This window comes from Acerihabitans arboris (genome assembly GCF_010131535.1).
In the GTDB taxonomy this organism is placed as follows: Bacteria; Pseudomonadota; Gammaproteobacteria; order Enterobacterales; family Enterobacteriaceae; genus Acerihabitans; species Acerihabitans arboris.
Genome location: NZ_WUBS01000013.1, coordinates 31,620 through 44,354, shown reverse-complemented (window position 1 = coordinate 44,354; position 12,735 = coordinate 31,620). Strand labels below are relative to the sequence as shown.

Sequence of the window (12,735 nt, the reverse complement as noted above, 5' to 3'; positions counted from 1 at the left end):
TGTGTTATGACTGGAGCGGATTGTGGCGATCGTTAACCCAGTGTAGGGGATCGGTGCGGGTTTAACCCGGATTCAGTCACTGAGTGTGTTGTTACTGCGCTTTATGCTATGTTAGCGCCACAATTTTTCCATGCAAATGTCAATTACCCAGAATGGTGGGAGATAGCCGGGTTATGAGCAGTGAACAGCCCTTATATCGGATTCAATTTATCAATAATGGCAAAAACTATCAGCTTTACGTGCGCGAACTCAGTCAAAGCCCGATGTTCGGTTTTATCGAAATCGGCGAGTTTGTGTTTTACAGCCAAAGCGCCGTATTGGTCGATCCCTCCGAAGAGAAGCTAAAGACCGAATTTGCCGGCGTCAGCCGCAGCTACATTCCGCTGCACGCGGTGATCCGGATTGACATCGTGACCGAAAAGGGCAGCGCGCGTATCTCCGATCTCGGCGATAACGTCACCGCATTTCCTTATCTTCCGGGCAAGAAGCCTTCGTAACCCCCCCCGCCCCTCGTGTTATTTACCGGGGCCGGCCGGTTTTTGCGCGCGCTGTTTTTTTTGCCAGGCCAGCATTTCAAATACGCCGAATAAAAACATGCGCGCCTGAAAGACGCGACTAAGTTTCGGTTCGTCCCGGGTCAGGGTGGCTTTCAGCAATGTCAACTGTAATCCGTGCATGATCACCATAAAAACCATAGCGATATCAAGAAAATATTTCAACGGCCGCGGGAAGGGGTGAATCAGGTTAAACACCAGGAAGCCCCAGATGAGCAACATCAGCAAACGGCCCAGATTAATCCACATCATCATGCTCCTGAAGGTTGCCGTGACGGATATACAGTCGGTAAGCCACCTGGCCGGCGACTTTTTCCCGATGCAGCCGCCAGTGCGCCGGCACCGTTATGCCGTGGTTTTCGGTTTCGGCCTCTATATAAATCCACGCCCCTGGGGCCAGCCAGTCGTTCTGTTCCAGTAATCGCACCGTTTGGTCGATAAGTCCATGGCGAAAAGGCGGATCGAGAAACACCAGATCGTAAGGGGTGCCCGGCTGCGCCAGCCAGCGCAGGCTGTCGGTAACCATCACCTTGCCGTTGGCGGCGCCCAGCAGCGTAATATTTTTTTCCAGTTGGCCGGCAACCGATCGATCCTGCTCCAGCAGCGTGGCGACGCCGGCGTGGCGGGACAAGGCTTCCAGGCCCAGCGCGCCGCTGCCGGCGAAACAATCCAGGCACCGGGCGCCCTGGATCATCGGCGCCAGCCAGTTAAATAACGTTTCCCGCACCCGGTCGGTGGTCGGGCGCAGCCCCGGACTGTCCGGCACCGGCAGTTTACGTCCGCGCCATTGGCCGCCGATAATCCGGATTTGCCCGGCGGGACGCGAAGGGATTTTTTTTGCCATAGGTGTCTTGTTGTTTGCCAAATCAGTGAAAATGCCGAGTCGGGGCCTGTAATCGGCTATTCTACCGGCCCGGCGGCCCGGGGGGAATGTTAATTCGCCCTGATGTGTCAACGGGCGGGAAAAGCCAACGCCGGGCGTGTTGAGCGGCGGCGAAAGTGATAAACTATCAGGTTTATCAGTCACGTTATTCATCCGCCATGATTTTTCGGCGAGGAGTGTAGTCGCAAATGGCAAAAGAGAAAAAACGCGGGTTCCTTTCCTGGTTAGGCATAAAGCGCCAGGATGACGAACAGGAACAGGAAAAACCGGCCAGTCAGGATGCGCGGGCCGATGACGCCGCCGCGCGGCAGGCCGACGTGGCGCCCCTGGCCGACGATACGGCGGCCCGCGATACCGCCAGGGATATCGTCGATATCACCGGGCGGGTGGCGGCGCGGCAAACCGCCGGCGCGGGCCGCCAGGCAGCCGATCCCGCCTCCCGGGGCCGGCCGGAAGCCTACGCCGGTCATGATGACGGGCGTGATGAAGCGGGCCTGGCCCTTGCCTGGGACGTTCGTCCCGATCAAGGCGGCCTGCCGGCGGAAGGGGATCTCGCCGCGGTTGACGGGGATCATGCCGACGCCCGGGAAGCTGACCTGGCTTTTGCCGGGGACGTTTGCCCCGAGCAAGGCGAGCTGCCGGCGGAAGAGGATTTTGCCGGGGTTGGCGAGGATATCGCCGACGCCGAAGAAAACGCGCCGGTGGCCTGGGCCGCTCCCGCAGGGTTGCCGGCGGGCGGACTACCGTCCGGACAATCCATTGAACAACCCATTGAACAACCCATTGAACAACAGCGTCCGGCCCGAGAGGGTTTTTTTGCCCGCTTGAAGCGGGGGCTGCTCAAGACCAGACAAAATCTCGGATCCGGATTTATCGGATTGTTTACCGGTAAGAAAATAGACGATGATCTGTTTGAACAGCTTGAAGAACAACTGCTGATTGCCGACGTCGGTATGGACACCACCCGCAAGCTTATCACCGGCCTGATTGAACATGCCGACCGCCGGCACCTGAAGGATGCGGATACACTCTACGTTAAATTAAAAGAAGAAATGGGTGCTATCCTCGCCAGGGTCGATCGGCCGCTGGACGTGGGCGGCAAAACGCCGTTTGTTATCCTTATGGTCGGGGTAAACGGGGTCGGCAAGACCACGACTATCGGTAAGCTGGCGCGCCAGTACCAGATGCAGGGCAAAAGCGTGATGCTGGCGGCGGGCGATACCTTCCGCGCGGCGGCGGTGGAGCAGCTGCAGGTCTGGGGCCAGCGTAACCAGATCCCGGTCATCGCGCAGCATACCGGCGCCGATTCCGCATCGGTGATTTTCGATGCCATCCAGGCGGCCAAGGCTCGCGGCGTCGATGTACTGATCGCCGATACCGCCGGGCGCCTGCAGAACAAGAGCCATCTGATGGATGAGCTGAAGAAGATTGTGCGGGTCATGAAAAAACTGGACGACGACGCCCCCCATGAGGTTATGCTGACCCTCGACGCCAGTACCGGCCAGAATGCCATCAGCCAGGCAAGGTTATTTAACGAAACGGTGAAGCTTACCGGCATTACCCTGACTAAACTGGACGGTACCGCCAAGGGCGGCGTGATTTTCGCGGTGGCCGACCAGTTCGGCATTCCGATCCGTTATATTGGCGTGGGCGAGGGGATTGAGGATCTGCGGCCGTTTAAAGCCGATGACTTTATCGAGGCGCTGTTTTCACGGGATGTCACCCAGGACGTTGCACAAGAAGATTGATTGGTTGCCCAAGAGGGCTCATTTTGCCCGAGAGGATTAATTAGGATGATTCGCTTTGAACACGTCAGCAAAGCGTATCTTGGCGGACGACAGGCGCTGCAAAGTGTCAATTTTCATCTTCGTCCGGCCGAGATGGCCTTTCTGACCGGCCATTCAGGCGCGGGGAAAAGCACCCTGCTGAAACTGATATGCGGTATTGAACGGCCTAGCGCGGGTCATATCTTTTTTGGCGGCCACGACATCAGCCGCCTGAAAAATGGCGAGGTGCCTTTTTTACGTCGCCAGATCGGCATGATCTTCCAGGATCACCATCTGCTGCTCGATCGCACCGTCTATGACAATGTGGCGATGCCGCTGATTATCGCCGGCGCCAGCGTCGAGGATATCCGGCGCCGCGTTTCGGCGGCGCTGGACAAGGTCGGCCTGCTGGATAAGGCGCGTAATTTCCCCATCCAGCTGTCGGGCGGAGAGCAGCAGCGCGTCGGCATTGCCCGGGCGGTGGTGAACAAACCCGCGGTGCTGCTGGCGGATGAGCCTACCGGTAACCTGGACGACGCCCTGTCGGAGGAAATTTTACGCTTGTTCGAGGAATTTAACCGGGTCGGGGTGACGGTATTGATGGCCACCCATGACCTGAGCCTGATCGCCCGGCGGCGCTATCGTATCATGTCCCTCAGCCAGGGCAGGCTAGACGGGGGCGCAGATGGCCAATAAACTTAACCGACCCAAGGGCGCGCGCGGCGCCAAGCCGGTCACGGGCAAGAGCAAAAGCAAGGCGCTGCAGGGCGGCTGGCGTGAACAGTGGTCCTATGCCTGGAAAAACGCCCTGGCGGATTTGCGCCTGCAGCCCCTGGCGACGCTATTAACTATTGCGGTAATTGCCATTTCGTTGACCTTGCCTAGCGTATGTTACCTGGTATGGAAAAATGTCAGCCAGGCGGCGGAACAATGGTATCCCACGCCGCAGTTGACCATCTACCTGGACAAAGCCCTGGATGACGACGCGGCGCTTAAGGTGCTCGATCGCCTCAAGCAGGAAGCCGGCGTGGAAAAGGTCAACTACCTGTCCCGCGAGGAGGCGATGGGGGAATTCCGCAACTGGTCAGGCTTTGGCGGCGCGCTGGATATGCTGGAAGAGAATCCGTTGCCGGCGGTGGCCATTATTACGCCTAAACTGGATTTCCAGAGCGCCGACACCCTCAAGACCCTGCGTGACCGGGTCGCGGCGGTGCCGGGGGTAAGCGAGGTGCGCATGGATGATAGCTGGTTTGCCCGCCTGGCGGCCTTGACCGGGCTGGTGGGGCAAGTCGCCGCCATCATCGGGCTGCTGATGATTATCGCGGTGTTCCTGGTTATCGGTAACAGCATCAGGCTGAGTATTTTCAGCCGGCGCGAAACCATTAACGTAATGAAGCTGCTGGGCGCCACCGACGGCTTTATCCTGCGGCCGTTTCTTAACGGCGGCGCGCTGCTGGGCCTGGGGGGGGCGATCCTGTCGCTGATCCTGTCGGAAACCCTGGTCTGGCGGCTGGAGTCGGTGGTGGCTAAGGTCGCCGCGGTATTCGGCACCTCCTTTGCGCTGCACGGGCTGGACTGGGAAGAGACGCTGCTGCTGCTGCTGATTTCCGCCATGATAGGCTGGGTGGCCGCCTGGCTGGCGACAGTACAGCATTTACGCCGTTTTACACCCCAGTAACGTTTTTTTGTTATAATAGGGCATTGGATGTTGCGACCGCACTAGCTGATCCCCGTAGATTATGGTTATGGACTAAAATAGCCGTGGGCTAAAAATGGCAATGAACTAAGGTGTTCATCCCCGGTCTCACTATTGGCTATCTGATATTAAGCCAACCCATCAACCGGGTACGCCATCAGGCAGGCAGCGGCAGAACATGTTACGAGAGGACTTGAATGATTAAAGATATGCAAGCTTTGGCCCTGGTTCCCCAAGGCAGTCTGGAGGCCTACATTCGGGCAGCCAACGCCTATCCTATGCTTACGGCGGAGGAAGAGCAGTCACTGGCTGAACAACTGCATTATCAGGGCGATCTGGAAGCGGCCAAGCGGCTGATCCTGTCACACCTGCGCTTTGTCGTTCATATTGCGCGTAATTATTCCGGTTATGGCCTGCCGCAGGCTGACCTGATCCAGGAAGGCAACATCGGGCTGATGAAGGCGGTTCGCCGCTTTAATCCTGAAGTCGGGGTGCGCCTGGTCTCTTTTGCCGTACATTGGATTAAAGCTGAAATCCACGAATATGTACTGCGCAACTGGCGCATCGTGAAGGTTGCCACCACCAAGGCGCAGCGTAAGCTGTTCTTCAACCTGCGTAAAAGCAAGCAGCGCCTGGGATGGTTTAACCAGGACGAAGTGGAAATGGTGGCCAAGACCCTGGGCGTGACCAGCAAGGATGTGCGTGAAATGGAATCACGCATGGCCGCGCAGGATATGACCTTCGACCCCGCGCCGGATGAAGAAGCCCGTGACGGGCAGGCGATGTCCCCGATGCTGTACCTGCAGGACAAATCTTCCGATTTTGCCGACGGCATTGAAGAGGATAACTGGGACGACCACGCGGCGGATAAGCTCAGCGTAGCGCTGGAAGGGCTGGACGAACGCAGCCAACACATTATCCGCGCCCGCTGGCTTGACGACGACAATAAATCCACGCTGCAGGAATTGGCCGATAAGTATGGCGTGTCGGCGGAGCGTGTGCGCCAGCTGGAGAAGAACGCCATGAAAAAAATGCGCCTGGCGATAGAATCCTGACAGGGTATTGTTAATTAACTAATATTTCAAACGGCCGGTATATACCGGCCGTTCTTATATGCACTTCCAGCGCCGCCGGTGATGCCTCATTAAATATTATTTCTTAAAAATTAATCGCACTGTATTTAGTGGAAAGTTAAAATTAAATTATATTTTCTTTGTGCGTAATGATTAAAATTATTTTTATTAATAATAATCCGAAAAAAAATAGTCTTTTGATATATTCAGTAATCTTCAGGTTCTTATTAAACGAGAGCGGCTTTATCATCGCGCCGGGAGTAGATAAACTTGGACGGCAAAGTTAGTCAAAGTTTATTTATAACATCTTACTATGCCAATAATAAAAATCACCGGGAGATTAAATGGAAAATATAAATAGGGGCGTTTCCTCAAGCAACCAATGCGCCGCTATAAGGTCCGCAGCCGGCAGCATTATTGAGCGCAATCCACTACTGGCCGGCAGATTGCTTGCCGCGCGAAATCCACCCTGTTACCGGCAATGGAGCCAGTATTACCAAAATATGAACTATTATCCTGTCAATTCGGCTATAGTTTACGGACCGGCATACAATACATACATTGCGCCGGTTATCCAATATGGGGACCCGGCCCAGGGTATGCCGATGCATAAGCCAACCAACCTCTCATTATGCCCGTACAGGGTTTATGATATACCTGATCATCCGCAACAGCATCACCATCGGGCACCGCAGGATAATTTATCGACGACGTTCTCGCCCAGACGTTTCACCGGAATCTATCCTGGCCCAATGCGAGAATATAAAAACATAAATACCCCCGTCCAGGCTGAACCTTTGCCTCTCGTTCAGGAAACGCTGGAGCGGGAGCCATTGGATTTAAGCAAGCAGATCACATTAACCTAAGTAAAATGAGAGTGATTTTTTTTCAAAATATGTCCGCTGGCATAAAGGCCGCGTTTATATTACAGCGGCGCTAGTCCTCTACATTCCTGATGCAATATAAATACCCGGGGCGGCATTATGCCATGCCGTCTAGGTTATCCATTATACCGCTGGAACCGGCCGGCCTTAGCGACGTTTGTGCCAGCCGTCCGGCTCCTGGCAAAAACCGCAGGCGGCCATAAACTGCGCCATCACCACCACGTCTTCGAAGGGCTGGTTATTACCCAGCCACCAATGATTGATTTCAGGCAACAGCCGCTGCGCTTCAGTGAACAAATAGAGCCCGACGCCCCGGCGGCGGGTTACCTGGCGCACCATCGGCGCCACCAGGCGTCCTTCGTTCCACTCGTTATCAATGATCACCTGCACCGCGCCCAGCAGCCGGTCGTTAAACCGGGCGGCGAATACCGCGTACGAACCTGACAGCCGGACATTAAGCGCGGCGATATCGGTATTTGGCCAAATCTTCGCCAAATCAATCAGATCTTGCGGCGTAAAACGGAATAACTGTTCAATAGTCAATTTCATGCGTGTAATCACTTAAGACGAAAAAAATAATGTAGCGAATTTGTTGACAAAAGATTGTGTAAATCTTGCTAGGGGCAAACATGGTAAAAAGTGATGCCTATCACACTAATTCCGGGTAAAGGATCTTCCTGAATACTATAACACAGCACGACACGCTAGAAGTTGCTGGAAATACCGATAATAATATCATTATTTTGTGCTGTCCATGCAGGTTATTTCTGAAAGTATAAGTTGATTTACAGCATAATATTTCTGTTTAATAATATGAAAAATAAAAGTTTATTATATAATCTTCAGATTCTGAAGGCTAAAGCATTATTACTTATAATAAAAATACCAAATGGCGGTGTAAAGCCGGCTGAAAAACAGGCAGCAAACACAACAAAAAACGGAGAACAGTGGATGAAATTGAACAAAGGTAACGCTTTGCTGGCCGGCTGTATGGCCTTGGCAATGAGCCATTCCGTCTGGGCGCAAGACATCAAGGTTGCCGTGGTGGGCGCAATGTCCGGTCCGGTCGCCCAATACGGCGACATGGAATTTACCGGGGCGCGCCAGGCGATAGCCGATATCAACGCCAAAGGCGGCATAAAAGGCAATAAACTGGTGGGCGTCGAATATGATGACGCCTGCGATCCCAAGCAGGCGGTGGCGGTGGCCAATAAGGTCATCAATGACGGCATTAAGTATGTCATCGGCCATTTGTGCTCCTCCTCCACCCAGCCGGCGTCCGACATCTATGAAGACGAAGGCATCATCATGATCACCCCGGCGGCCACCAATGCCGATCTGACCACGCGCGGCTACAAGATGATTATGCGCACCACCGGTCTGGACTCCGATCAGGGCCCGACCGCCGCCAAATACATTCTTGATGTGGTGAAACCCAAACGTATCGCCGTGGTGCATGACAAGCAGCAGTACGGTGAAGGCCTTGCGCGCTCGGTACAGGACAGCCTGAAAAAAAATGGCGGTAACGTGGTGCTGTTTGAAGGCATCACCGCCGGCGATAAGGACTTCTCCACGCTGGTGGCGCGCCTGAAAAAAGAGAATGTCGACTTTGTTTACTTCGGCGGATATTACCCGGAAATGGGGCAGATCCTGCGCCAGGCTAAACAGGCCGGCCTGACCGCCAAGTTTATGGGACCGGAAGGGGTGGGTAACTCGTCGTTGTCCAACATCGCCGGCGCCGCCTCCGAAGGCATGCTGGTGACCCTGCCGAAACGTTATGACCAGGTGCCGTCCAACCAGCCGATCGTGGCCGAGCTGAAGGCGAAAAAACTGGATCCTACCGGCCCCTTTGTCTGGACCACCTATGCGGCGGTACAGTCCCTGGCGGCCGGTATGGAAAGCGCCGGCATGGAACCGGCCGATATCGTCAAGGATCTGAAAGCCAAAACAGTGGATACGGTAATGGGGCCGTTGAGCTGGGATGAAAAGGGCGACCTGAAAGGATTTGAATTCGGCGTATTTACATGGCACGCAGACGGTACTTCCACACCGATCAAGTAATCTGCCGTTCCTCCCTGGTTTAAAATATCGCCGCTCCCGGTGGCCTGAGGTCACCGGGAGCGACTACGAAGGTTAAGGTATGTCCGAGCAGTTCCTTTATTTTATGCAGCAGTTGTTCAACGGCCTGACGTTGGGCAGCACCTATGCATTGATTGCCATTGGCTACACCATGGTTTACGGCATTATCGGCATGATTAACTTCGCCCATGGCGAAGTCTATATGATCGGTAGCTATGTCTCCTTTATCGTCATTGCCGCGTTGATGATGATGGGCATCGATGCCGGCTGGTTGTTGATCGGCGCCGGGTTTATCGCCGCGATTGTGATTGCCAGCGCCTACGGCTGGAGTATCGAACGGGTAGCCTACAAACCGGTGCGCTCCTCCAAGCGCCTGATTGCCCTGATCTCCGCCATCGGCATGTCGATTTTCCTGCAGAACTACGTCAGCCTGACGCAGGGTTCCCGGGATCTGGCGCTGCCAAGCCTGGCCAGCGGCCAATGGGTGCTGGGCGAAAGCAACGGCTTTGTCACCAGCATCAGCACCATGCAGTTCACCATCTGGGCGGTGACGTTTGTCGCCATGCTGGCCCTGACGTTGTTTATCCGCTATTCACGCATGGGCCGCGCCTGCCGCGCCTGCGCGGAAGACTTAAAAATGGCCAGCCTGCTGGGCATCAGTACCGACCGGGTGATCTCGCTGACGTTTGTGATCGGCGCGGCGATGGCGGCGGTGGCCGGCGTGCTGCTGGGCCAGTTTTATGGCGTTATCAATCCCTATATCGGCTTTATGGCCGGCATGAAGGCGTTTACCGCCGCGGTGCTGGGCGGTATCGGCAGTATCCCCGGCGCGATGCTGGGCGGGCTGATCCTGGGCGTGGCGGAGGCCCTGACCTCGGCCTACCTGAGCAGCGAATATAAAGACGTGGTTTCGTTCGCCCTGCTGATCGTGGTGCTGCTGGTATTGCCCACCGGTATCCTCGGCCGTCCGGAGGTTGAGAAGGTATGAAGATCAACCATGTGTTAAACGCGCTATTCTGCGCGTTTATGCTGCTGGTGCTGTCCGCCTTTATGATGGGAATGCGTCTTAGCCTGGAAGGCACCCGTCTGGTGGTGCACAACGCGGGCGAAGTGCGCTGGTATTGGATTGGCATCGGCTGCGCGGTAGTGTTCGTGTTCCAGCTGCTGCGGCCGGTTTTCCAGCATAGCCTGAAAAAAATCAGCGGCCCGTCCTGGGTGCTGCCGAGCTTCGACGGCTCCACGCCGCGCCAGAAGTGGCTGGCGCTGGTGATGATTCTGGCCGCCATTGCCTGGCCGTTCCTGGTATCGCGCGGCACGGTGGATATCGCTACCCTGACGCTTATCTATGTGATGCTGGGCCTGGGGCTGAACGTGGTGGTCGGGTTATCCGGCCTGCTGGTGCTGGGCTACGGCGGGTTTTATGCCATCGGCGCCTATACCTACGCGTTGCTCAATCACTATTGCGGCCTGGGTTTTTGGGAAAGCCTGCCGCTGGCGGGGCTGGTTGCCGCCGGTTTTGGGCTGTTGCTGGGTTTTCCGGTGCTGCGGCTGCGCGGCGACTACCTGGCGATCGTCACCCTGGGATTTGGCGAGATTGTCCGCATCCTGCTGCTTAACAATACCGAAATCACCGGCGGGCCGAACGGCATCAGCCAGATCCCGAAACCAACCTTTTTTGGCCTGGAGTTTAACCGCAGCCCGCGCGACGGCGGCTGGGATACCTTTCATAATTTCTTTGGCCTGACCTACGATCCCGGCGACCGGATTATCTTTTTGTATATGGTGGCGCTGTTATTGGTGATTATTACCTTGTTTGTGATTAACCGTCTGCTGCGCATGCCGCTGGGCCGGGCTTGGGAAGCGCTGCGCGAGGATGAAATCGCCTGTCGTTCGCTAGGCCTGAGCCCGACCCGCATCAAATTGACCGCCTTTACCATCAGCGCGGCGTTCGCCGGTTTTGCCGGCACGCTATTTGCCGCGCGCCAGGGGTTTGTCAGCCCGGAATCCTTTACCTTCGTGGAATCCGCCTTTGTGTTGGCCATCGTGGTATTGGGCGGCATGGGATCGCAGTTCGCGGTGATCCTGGCGGCCATTCTGCTGGTGGTATCGCGCGAGCTGATGCGTGACTTGAATCAGTACAGCATGCTGTTGCTGGGCGCGCTGATGGTGCTGATGATGATCTGGCGTCCGCAGGGCCTGCTGCCGATGAAACGTCCGCAGATGAAAATGAAGACCGGTAAAGGAGCGCAGGCATGACCTCCACTGCATTGCAGCCCCTGTTGTCCGTTAAAGCGTTGACCATGCGCTTCGGCGGTTTGCTGGCGGTTAACCAGGTTGAACTGGATTTGTTTCCCGGCGAAATCGTGTCGCTTATCGGCCCCAACGGCGCCGGCAAGACGACGGTATTCAACTGCCTGACCGGTTTTTATCGTCCCACCAGCGGCACCATTATGCTGCGCGATCGGCATCTGGAAGGTCTGCCGGGCCAGACCATCGCCCGGATGGGCGTGGTGCGAACCTTCCAGCACGTGCGGTTATTCCGCGAGATGACGGTTATCGAAAATCTGTTGGTGGCGCAGCATCAGCATCTTAAAAGCGGCGTTTTTGCCGGTTTGCTGAAAACCCGCGCTTTCCGCCAGGCGGAAGCAGAGGCGCAGGATTATGCCGGCACCTGGCTGGAGCGCGTGGGGTTGCTGGAGTTGGCTAACCGTCAGGCGGGCAACCTGGCCTATGGCCAGCAGCGGCGGCTGGAGATTGCCCGTTGCATGGTGACGCGTCCGTCGCTGCTGATGCTCGATGAGCCGGCCGCCGGGCTGAACCCGAATGAGACCGCCGAGCTGAACCTGTTGATTGCCGAACTGCGTTCGCGGCATCAGGTGTCGGTGCTGCTGATTGAGCATGATATGAAATTGGTGATGGGTATTTCCGATCGCATTTATGTGGTTAACCAGGGTATGCCGTTGGCTAACGGCACGCCCGCTGAAATTCGCAATAACCCGGACGTGATTCGGGCCTATTTGGGAGAGGCCTGATGAGTAAGGATGCGGCTATGTTGTCATTGCACCAGGTGTCGGCCCATTACGGTAAAATCCAGGCGTTGCATGAGGTGAGCCTGCACATTAACCCGGGTGAGATCGTGACGCTTATCGGGGCCAACGGCGCCGGAAAAACCACGTTGCTGGGTACGCTGTGCGGCGATCCGCGCGCCTCAAGGGGCAGGATCATGTTTGAGGGGAGCGATATTACCGATTGGCCGACCGCGCGGATTATGCGCGGCTCGATTGCCATCGTGCCGGAAGGACGGCGGGTGTTTTCGCGTATGACGGTGGAGGAGAACCTGGCGATGGGCGGCTTTTTCGCCGAGCGCCAGCAGTATCAGCAGCGGATTGAGCGGGTGTTTGAGCTTTTCCCGCGTTTGCAGGAGCGACGGGTGCAGCGCGCGGGCACCATGTCCGGGGGCGAGCAGCAGATGTTGGCCATCGGCCGGGCGTTGATGAGCCAGCCGCGGCTGTTGTTGCTGGACGAGCCATCGCTGGGCCTGGCGCCGATTATCATCCAGCAGATATTCGATACCATTGAACAGTTGCGCCAGGAGGGTATGACCATATTCCTGGTGGAGCAGAACGCTAACCAGGCGCTGAAGCTGGCTGACCGGGGCTATGTGCTGGAGAACGGGCATGTGGTGCTGGAGGATAGCGGCGAGGCGTTGCTGGCCAACGAGGCGGTGCGGGGCGCGTATCTGGGCGGGTGAGATCGGGGGTATGCGGGCCCGCTTGTCTGGTTTTGTGGGCAGAGGGCCG

General features: G+C 56.3%; 14 protein-coding genes. 11 read left to right on the top strand and 3 right to left on the bottom strand.

Annotation, left to right across the window (positions count from 1 at the left end):
• Nucleotides 1-173: 173 nt before the first annotated feature.
• Nucleotides 174-497, top strand: a complete 324-nt coding sequence (locus GRH90_RS17655) for a DUF1820 family protein (RefSeq protein WP_162367279.1) — start codon at nt 174-176, stop codon at nt 495-497.
• Between the two features lie 18 nt (nt 498-515).
• On the opposite strand, the gene GRH90_RS17650 is transcribed toward GRH90_RS17655, so the two are convergent.
• Together GRH90_RS17650 and rsmD are read right to left on the bottom strand one after the other, a co-directional pair.
• Nucleotides 516-806 (bottom strand): DUF1145 family protein, encoded by a 291-nt coding sequence (locus tag GRH90_RS17650; protein WP_178113208.1) that lies wholly within the window; start codon nt 804-806, stop codon nt 516-518.
• Nucleotides 793-1,398 carry a 16S rRNA (guanine(966)-N(2))-methyltransferase gene (gene rsmD, locus GRH90_RS17645; RefSeq protein ID WP_162367278.1) on the bottom strand — a complete coding sequence of 202 codons (606 nt, stop codon included), beginning with the start codon at nt 1,396-1,398 and terminating at the stop codon, nt 793-795. Before rsmD ends, GRH90_RS17650 begins: the two co-directional genes overlap by 14 nt.
• Before the next feature lie 227 nt (nt 1,399-1,625).
• On the opposite strand from rsmD, the gene ftsY reads away from it, so the two are divergent.
• From ftsY to GRH90_RS17620, 5 genes are all read left to right on the top strand, one after another.
• Entirely contained in the window at nt 1,626-3,185 is a 1,560-nt protein-coding gene (gene ftsY / locus GRH90_RS17640; protein WP_162367277.1) for a signal recognition particle-docking protein FtsY, read from the top strand.
• A gap of 45 nt (nt 3,186-3,230) precedes the next feature.
• Nucleotides 3,231-3,899, top strand: coding sequence for a cell division ATP-binding protein FtsE (gene ftsE / locus GRH90_RS17635; protein ID WP_162367276.1), 669 nt, complete (start codon nt 3,231-3,233; stop codon nt 3,897-3,899).
• Nucleotides 3,889-4,881 (top strand): permease-like cell division protein FtsX, encoded by a 993-nt coding sequence (ftsX, locus tag GRH90_RS17630; RefSeq protein ID WP_162367275.1) that lies wholly within the window; start codon nt 3,889-3,891, stop codon nt 4,879-4,881. Before ftsE ends, ftsX begins: the two co-directional genes overlap by 11 nt.
• Before the next feature lie 215 nt (nt 4,882-5,096).
• Nucleotides 5,097-5,954 (top strand): RNA polymerase sigma factor RpoH, encoded by an 858-nt coding sequence (rpoH, locus tag GRH90_RS17625; protein ID WP_162367274.1) that lies wholly within the window; start codon nt 5,097-5,099, stop codon nt 5,952-5,954.
• Between the two features lie 362 nt (nt 5,955-6,316).
• Nucleotides 6,317-6,838 carry a hypothetical protein gene (locus GRH90_RS17620; protein ID WP_162367273.1) on the top strand — a complete coding sequence of 174 codons (522 nt, stop codon included), beginning with the start codon at nt 6,317-6,319 and terminating at the stop codon, nt 6,836-6,838.
• Between the two features lie 165 nt (nt 6,839-7,003).
• Here the strand turns inward: GRH90_RS17620 and panM are convergent, their stop codons facing one another.
• Nucleotides 7,004-7,405, bottom strand: a complete 402-nt coding sequence (gene panM / locus GRH90_RS17615; protein ID WP_162367272.1) for an aspartate 1-decarboxylase autocleavage activator PanM — start codon at nt 7,403-7,405, stop codon at nt 7,004-7,006.
• A 402-nt stretch (nt 7,406-7,807) separates the two neighbouring features.
• Here panM and GRH90_RS17610 point away from each other — a divergent pair, with 402 nt between their 5' ends.
• From GRH90_RS17610 to livF, 5 genes are all read left to right on the top strand, one after another.
• The gene (locus GRH90_RS17610; RefSeq protein ID WP_162367271.1) at nt 7,808-8,917 is read left to right on the top strand and encodes a branched-chain amino acid ABC transporter substrate-binding protein; all 1,110 of its coding nucleotides are present in this window, start codon (nt 7,808-7,810) and stop codon (nt 8,915-8,917) included.
• 79 nt (nt 8,918-8,996) lie between these two features.
• On the top strand, nt 8,997-9,923 hold the full coding sequence (livH, locus tag GRH90_RS17605; RefSeq protein ID WP_162367270.1) for a high-affinity branched-chain amino acid ABC transporter permease LivH: 927 nt from the start codon (nt 8,997-8,999) through the stop codon (nt 9,921-9,923).
• Nucleotides 9,920-11,191 carry a high-affinity branched-chain amino acid ABC transporter permease LivM gene (locus GRH90_RS17600; RefSeq protein WP_162367269.1) on the top strand — a complete coding sequence of 424 codons (1,272 nt, stop codon included), beginning with the start codon at nt 9,920-9,922 and terminating at the stop codon, nt 11,189-11,191. The genes livH and GRH90_RS17600 overlap by 4 nt, the downstream gene beginning before the upstream one ends.
• A complete protein-coding gene (gene livG, locus GRH90_RS17595; protein ID WP_162367268.1) occupies nt 11,188-11,967 on the top strand; it encodes a high-affinity branched-chain amino acid ABC transporter ATP-binding protein LivG in 780 nt (259 codons plus the stop codon). The genes GRH90_RS17600 and livG overlap by 4 nt, the downstream gene beginning before the upstream one ends.
• A complete protein-coding gene (livF, locus tag GRH90_RS17590) occupies nt 11,967-12,686 on the top strand; it encodes a high-affinity branched-chain amino acid ABC transporter ATP-binding protein LivF (RefSeq protein ID WP_178113206.1) in 720 nt (239 codons plus the stop codon). Before livG ends, livF begins: the two co-directional genes overlap by 1 nt.
• Nucleotides 12,687-12,735: the final 49 nt, after the last annotated feature.

Excerpts from the sequence above, each read along its gene's own strand:
- GRH90_RS17655 (WP_162367279.1), top strand. The coding sequence starts at position 174 with ATGAGCAGTGAACAGCCCTTATATCGGATTCAATTTATCAATAATGGC.
- GRH90_RS17650 (WP_178113208.1), bottom strand. The coding sequence starts at position 806 with ATGATGTGGATTAATCTGGGCCGTTTGCTGATGTTGCTCATCTGGGGC.
- rsmD (WP_162367278.1), bottom strand. The coding sequence starts at position 1,398 with ATGGCAAAAAAAATCCCTTCGCGTCCCGCCGGGCAAATCCGGATTATC.
- ftsY (WP_162367277.1), top strand. The coding sequence starts at position 1,626 with ATGGCAAAAGAGAAAAAACGCGGGTTCCTTTCCTGGTTAGGCATAAAG.
- ftsE (WP_162367276.1), top strand. The coding sequence starts at position 3,231 with ATGATTCGCTTTGAACACGTCAGCAAAGCGTATCTTGGCGGACGACAG.
- ftsX (WP_162367275.1), top strand. The coding sequence starts at position 3,889 with ATGGCCAATAAACTTAACCGACCCAAGGGCGCGCGCGGCGCCAAGCCG.
- rpoH (WP_162367274.1), top strand. The coding sequence starts at position 5,097 with ATGATTAAAGATATGCAAGCTTTGGCCCTGGTTCCCCAAGGCAGTCTG.
- GRH90_RS17620 (WP_162367273.1), top strand. The coding sequence starts at position 6,317 with ATGGAAAATATAAATAGGGGCGTTTCCTCAAGCAACCAATGCGCCGCT.
- panM (WP_162367272.1), bottom strand. The coding sequence starts at position 7,405 with ATGAAATTGACTATTGAACAGTTATTCCGTTTTACGCCGCAAGATCTG.
- GRH90_RS17610 (WP_162367271.1), top strand. The coding sequence starts at position 7,808 with ATGAAATTGAACAAAGGTAACGCTTTGCTGGCCGGCTGTATGGCCTTG.
- livH (WP_162367270.1), top strand. The coding sequence starts at position 8,997 with ATGTCCGAGCAGTTCCTTTATTTTATGCAGCAGTTGTTCAACGGCCTG.
- GRH90_RS17600 (WP_162367269.1), top strand. The coding sequence starts at position 9,920 with ATGAAGATCAACCATGTGTTAAACGCGCTATTCTGCGCGTTTATGCTG.
- livG (WP_162367268.1), top strand. The coding sequence starts at position 11,188 with ATGACCTCCACTGCATTGCAGCCCCTGTTGTCCGTTAAAGCGTTGACC.
- livF (WP_178113206.1), top strand. The coding sequence starts at position 11,967 with ATGAGTAAGGATGCGGCTATGTTGTCATTGCACCAGGTGTCGGCCCAT.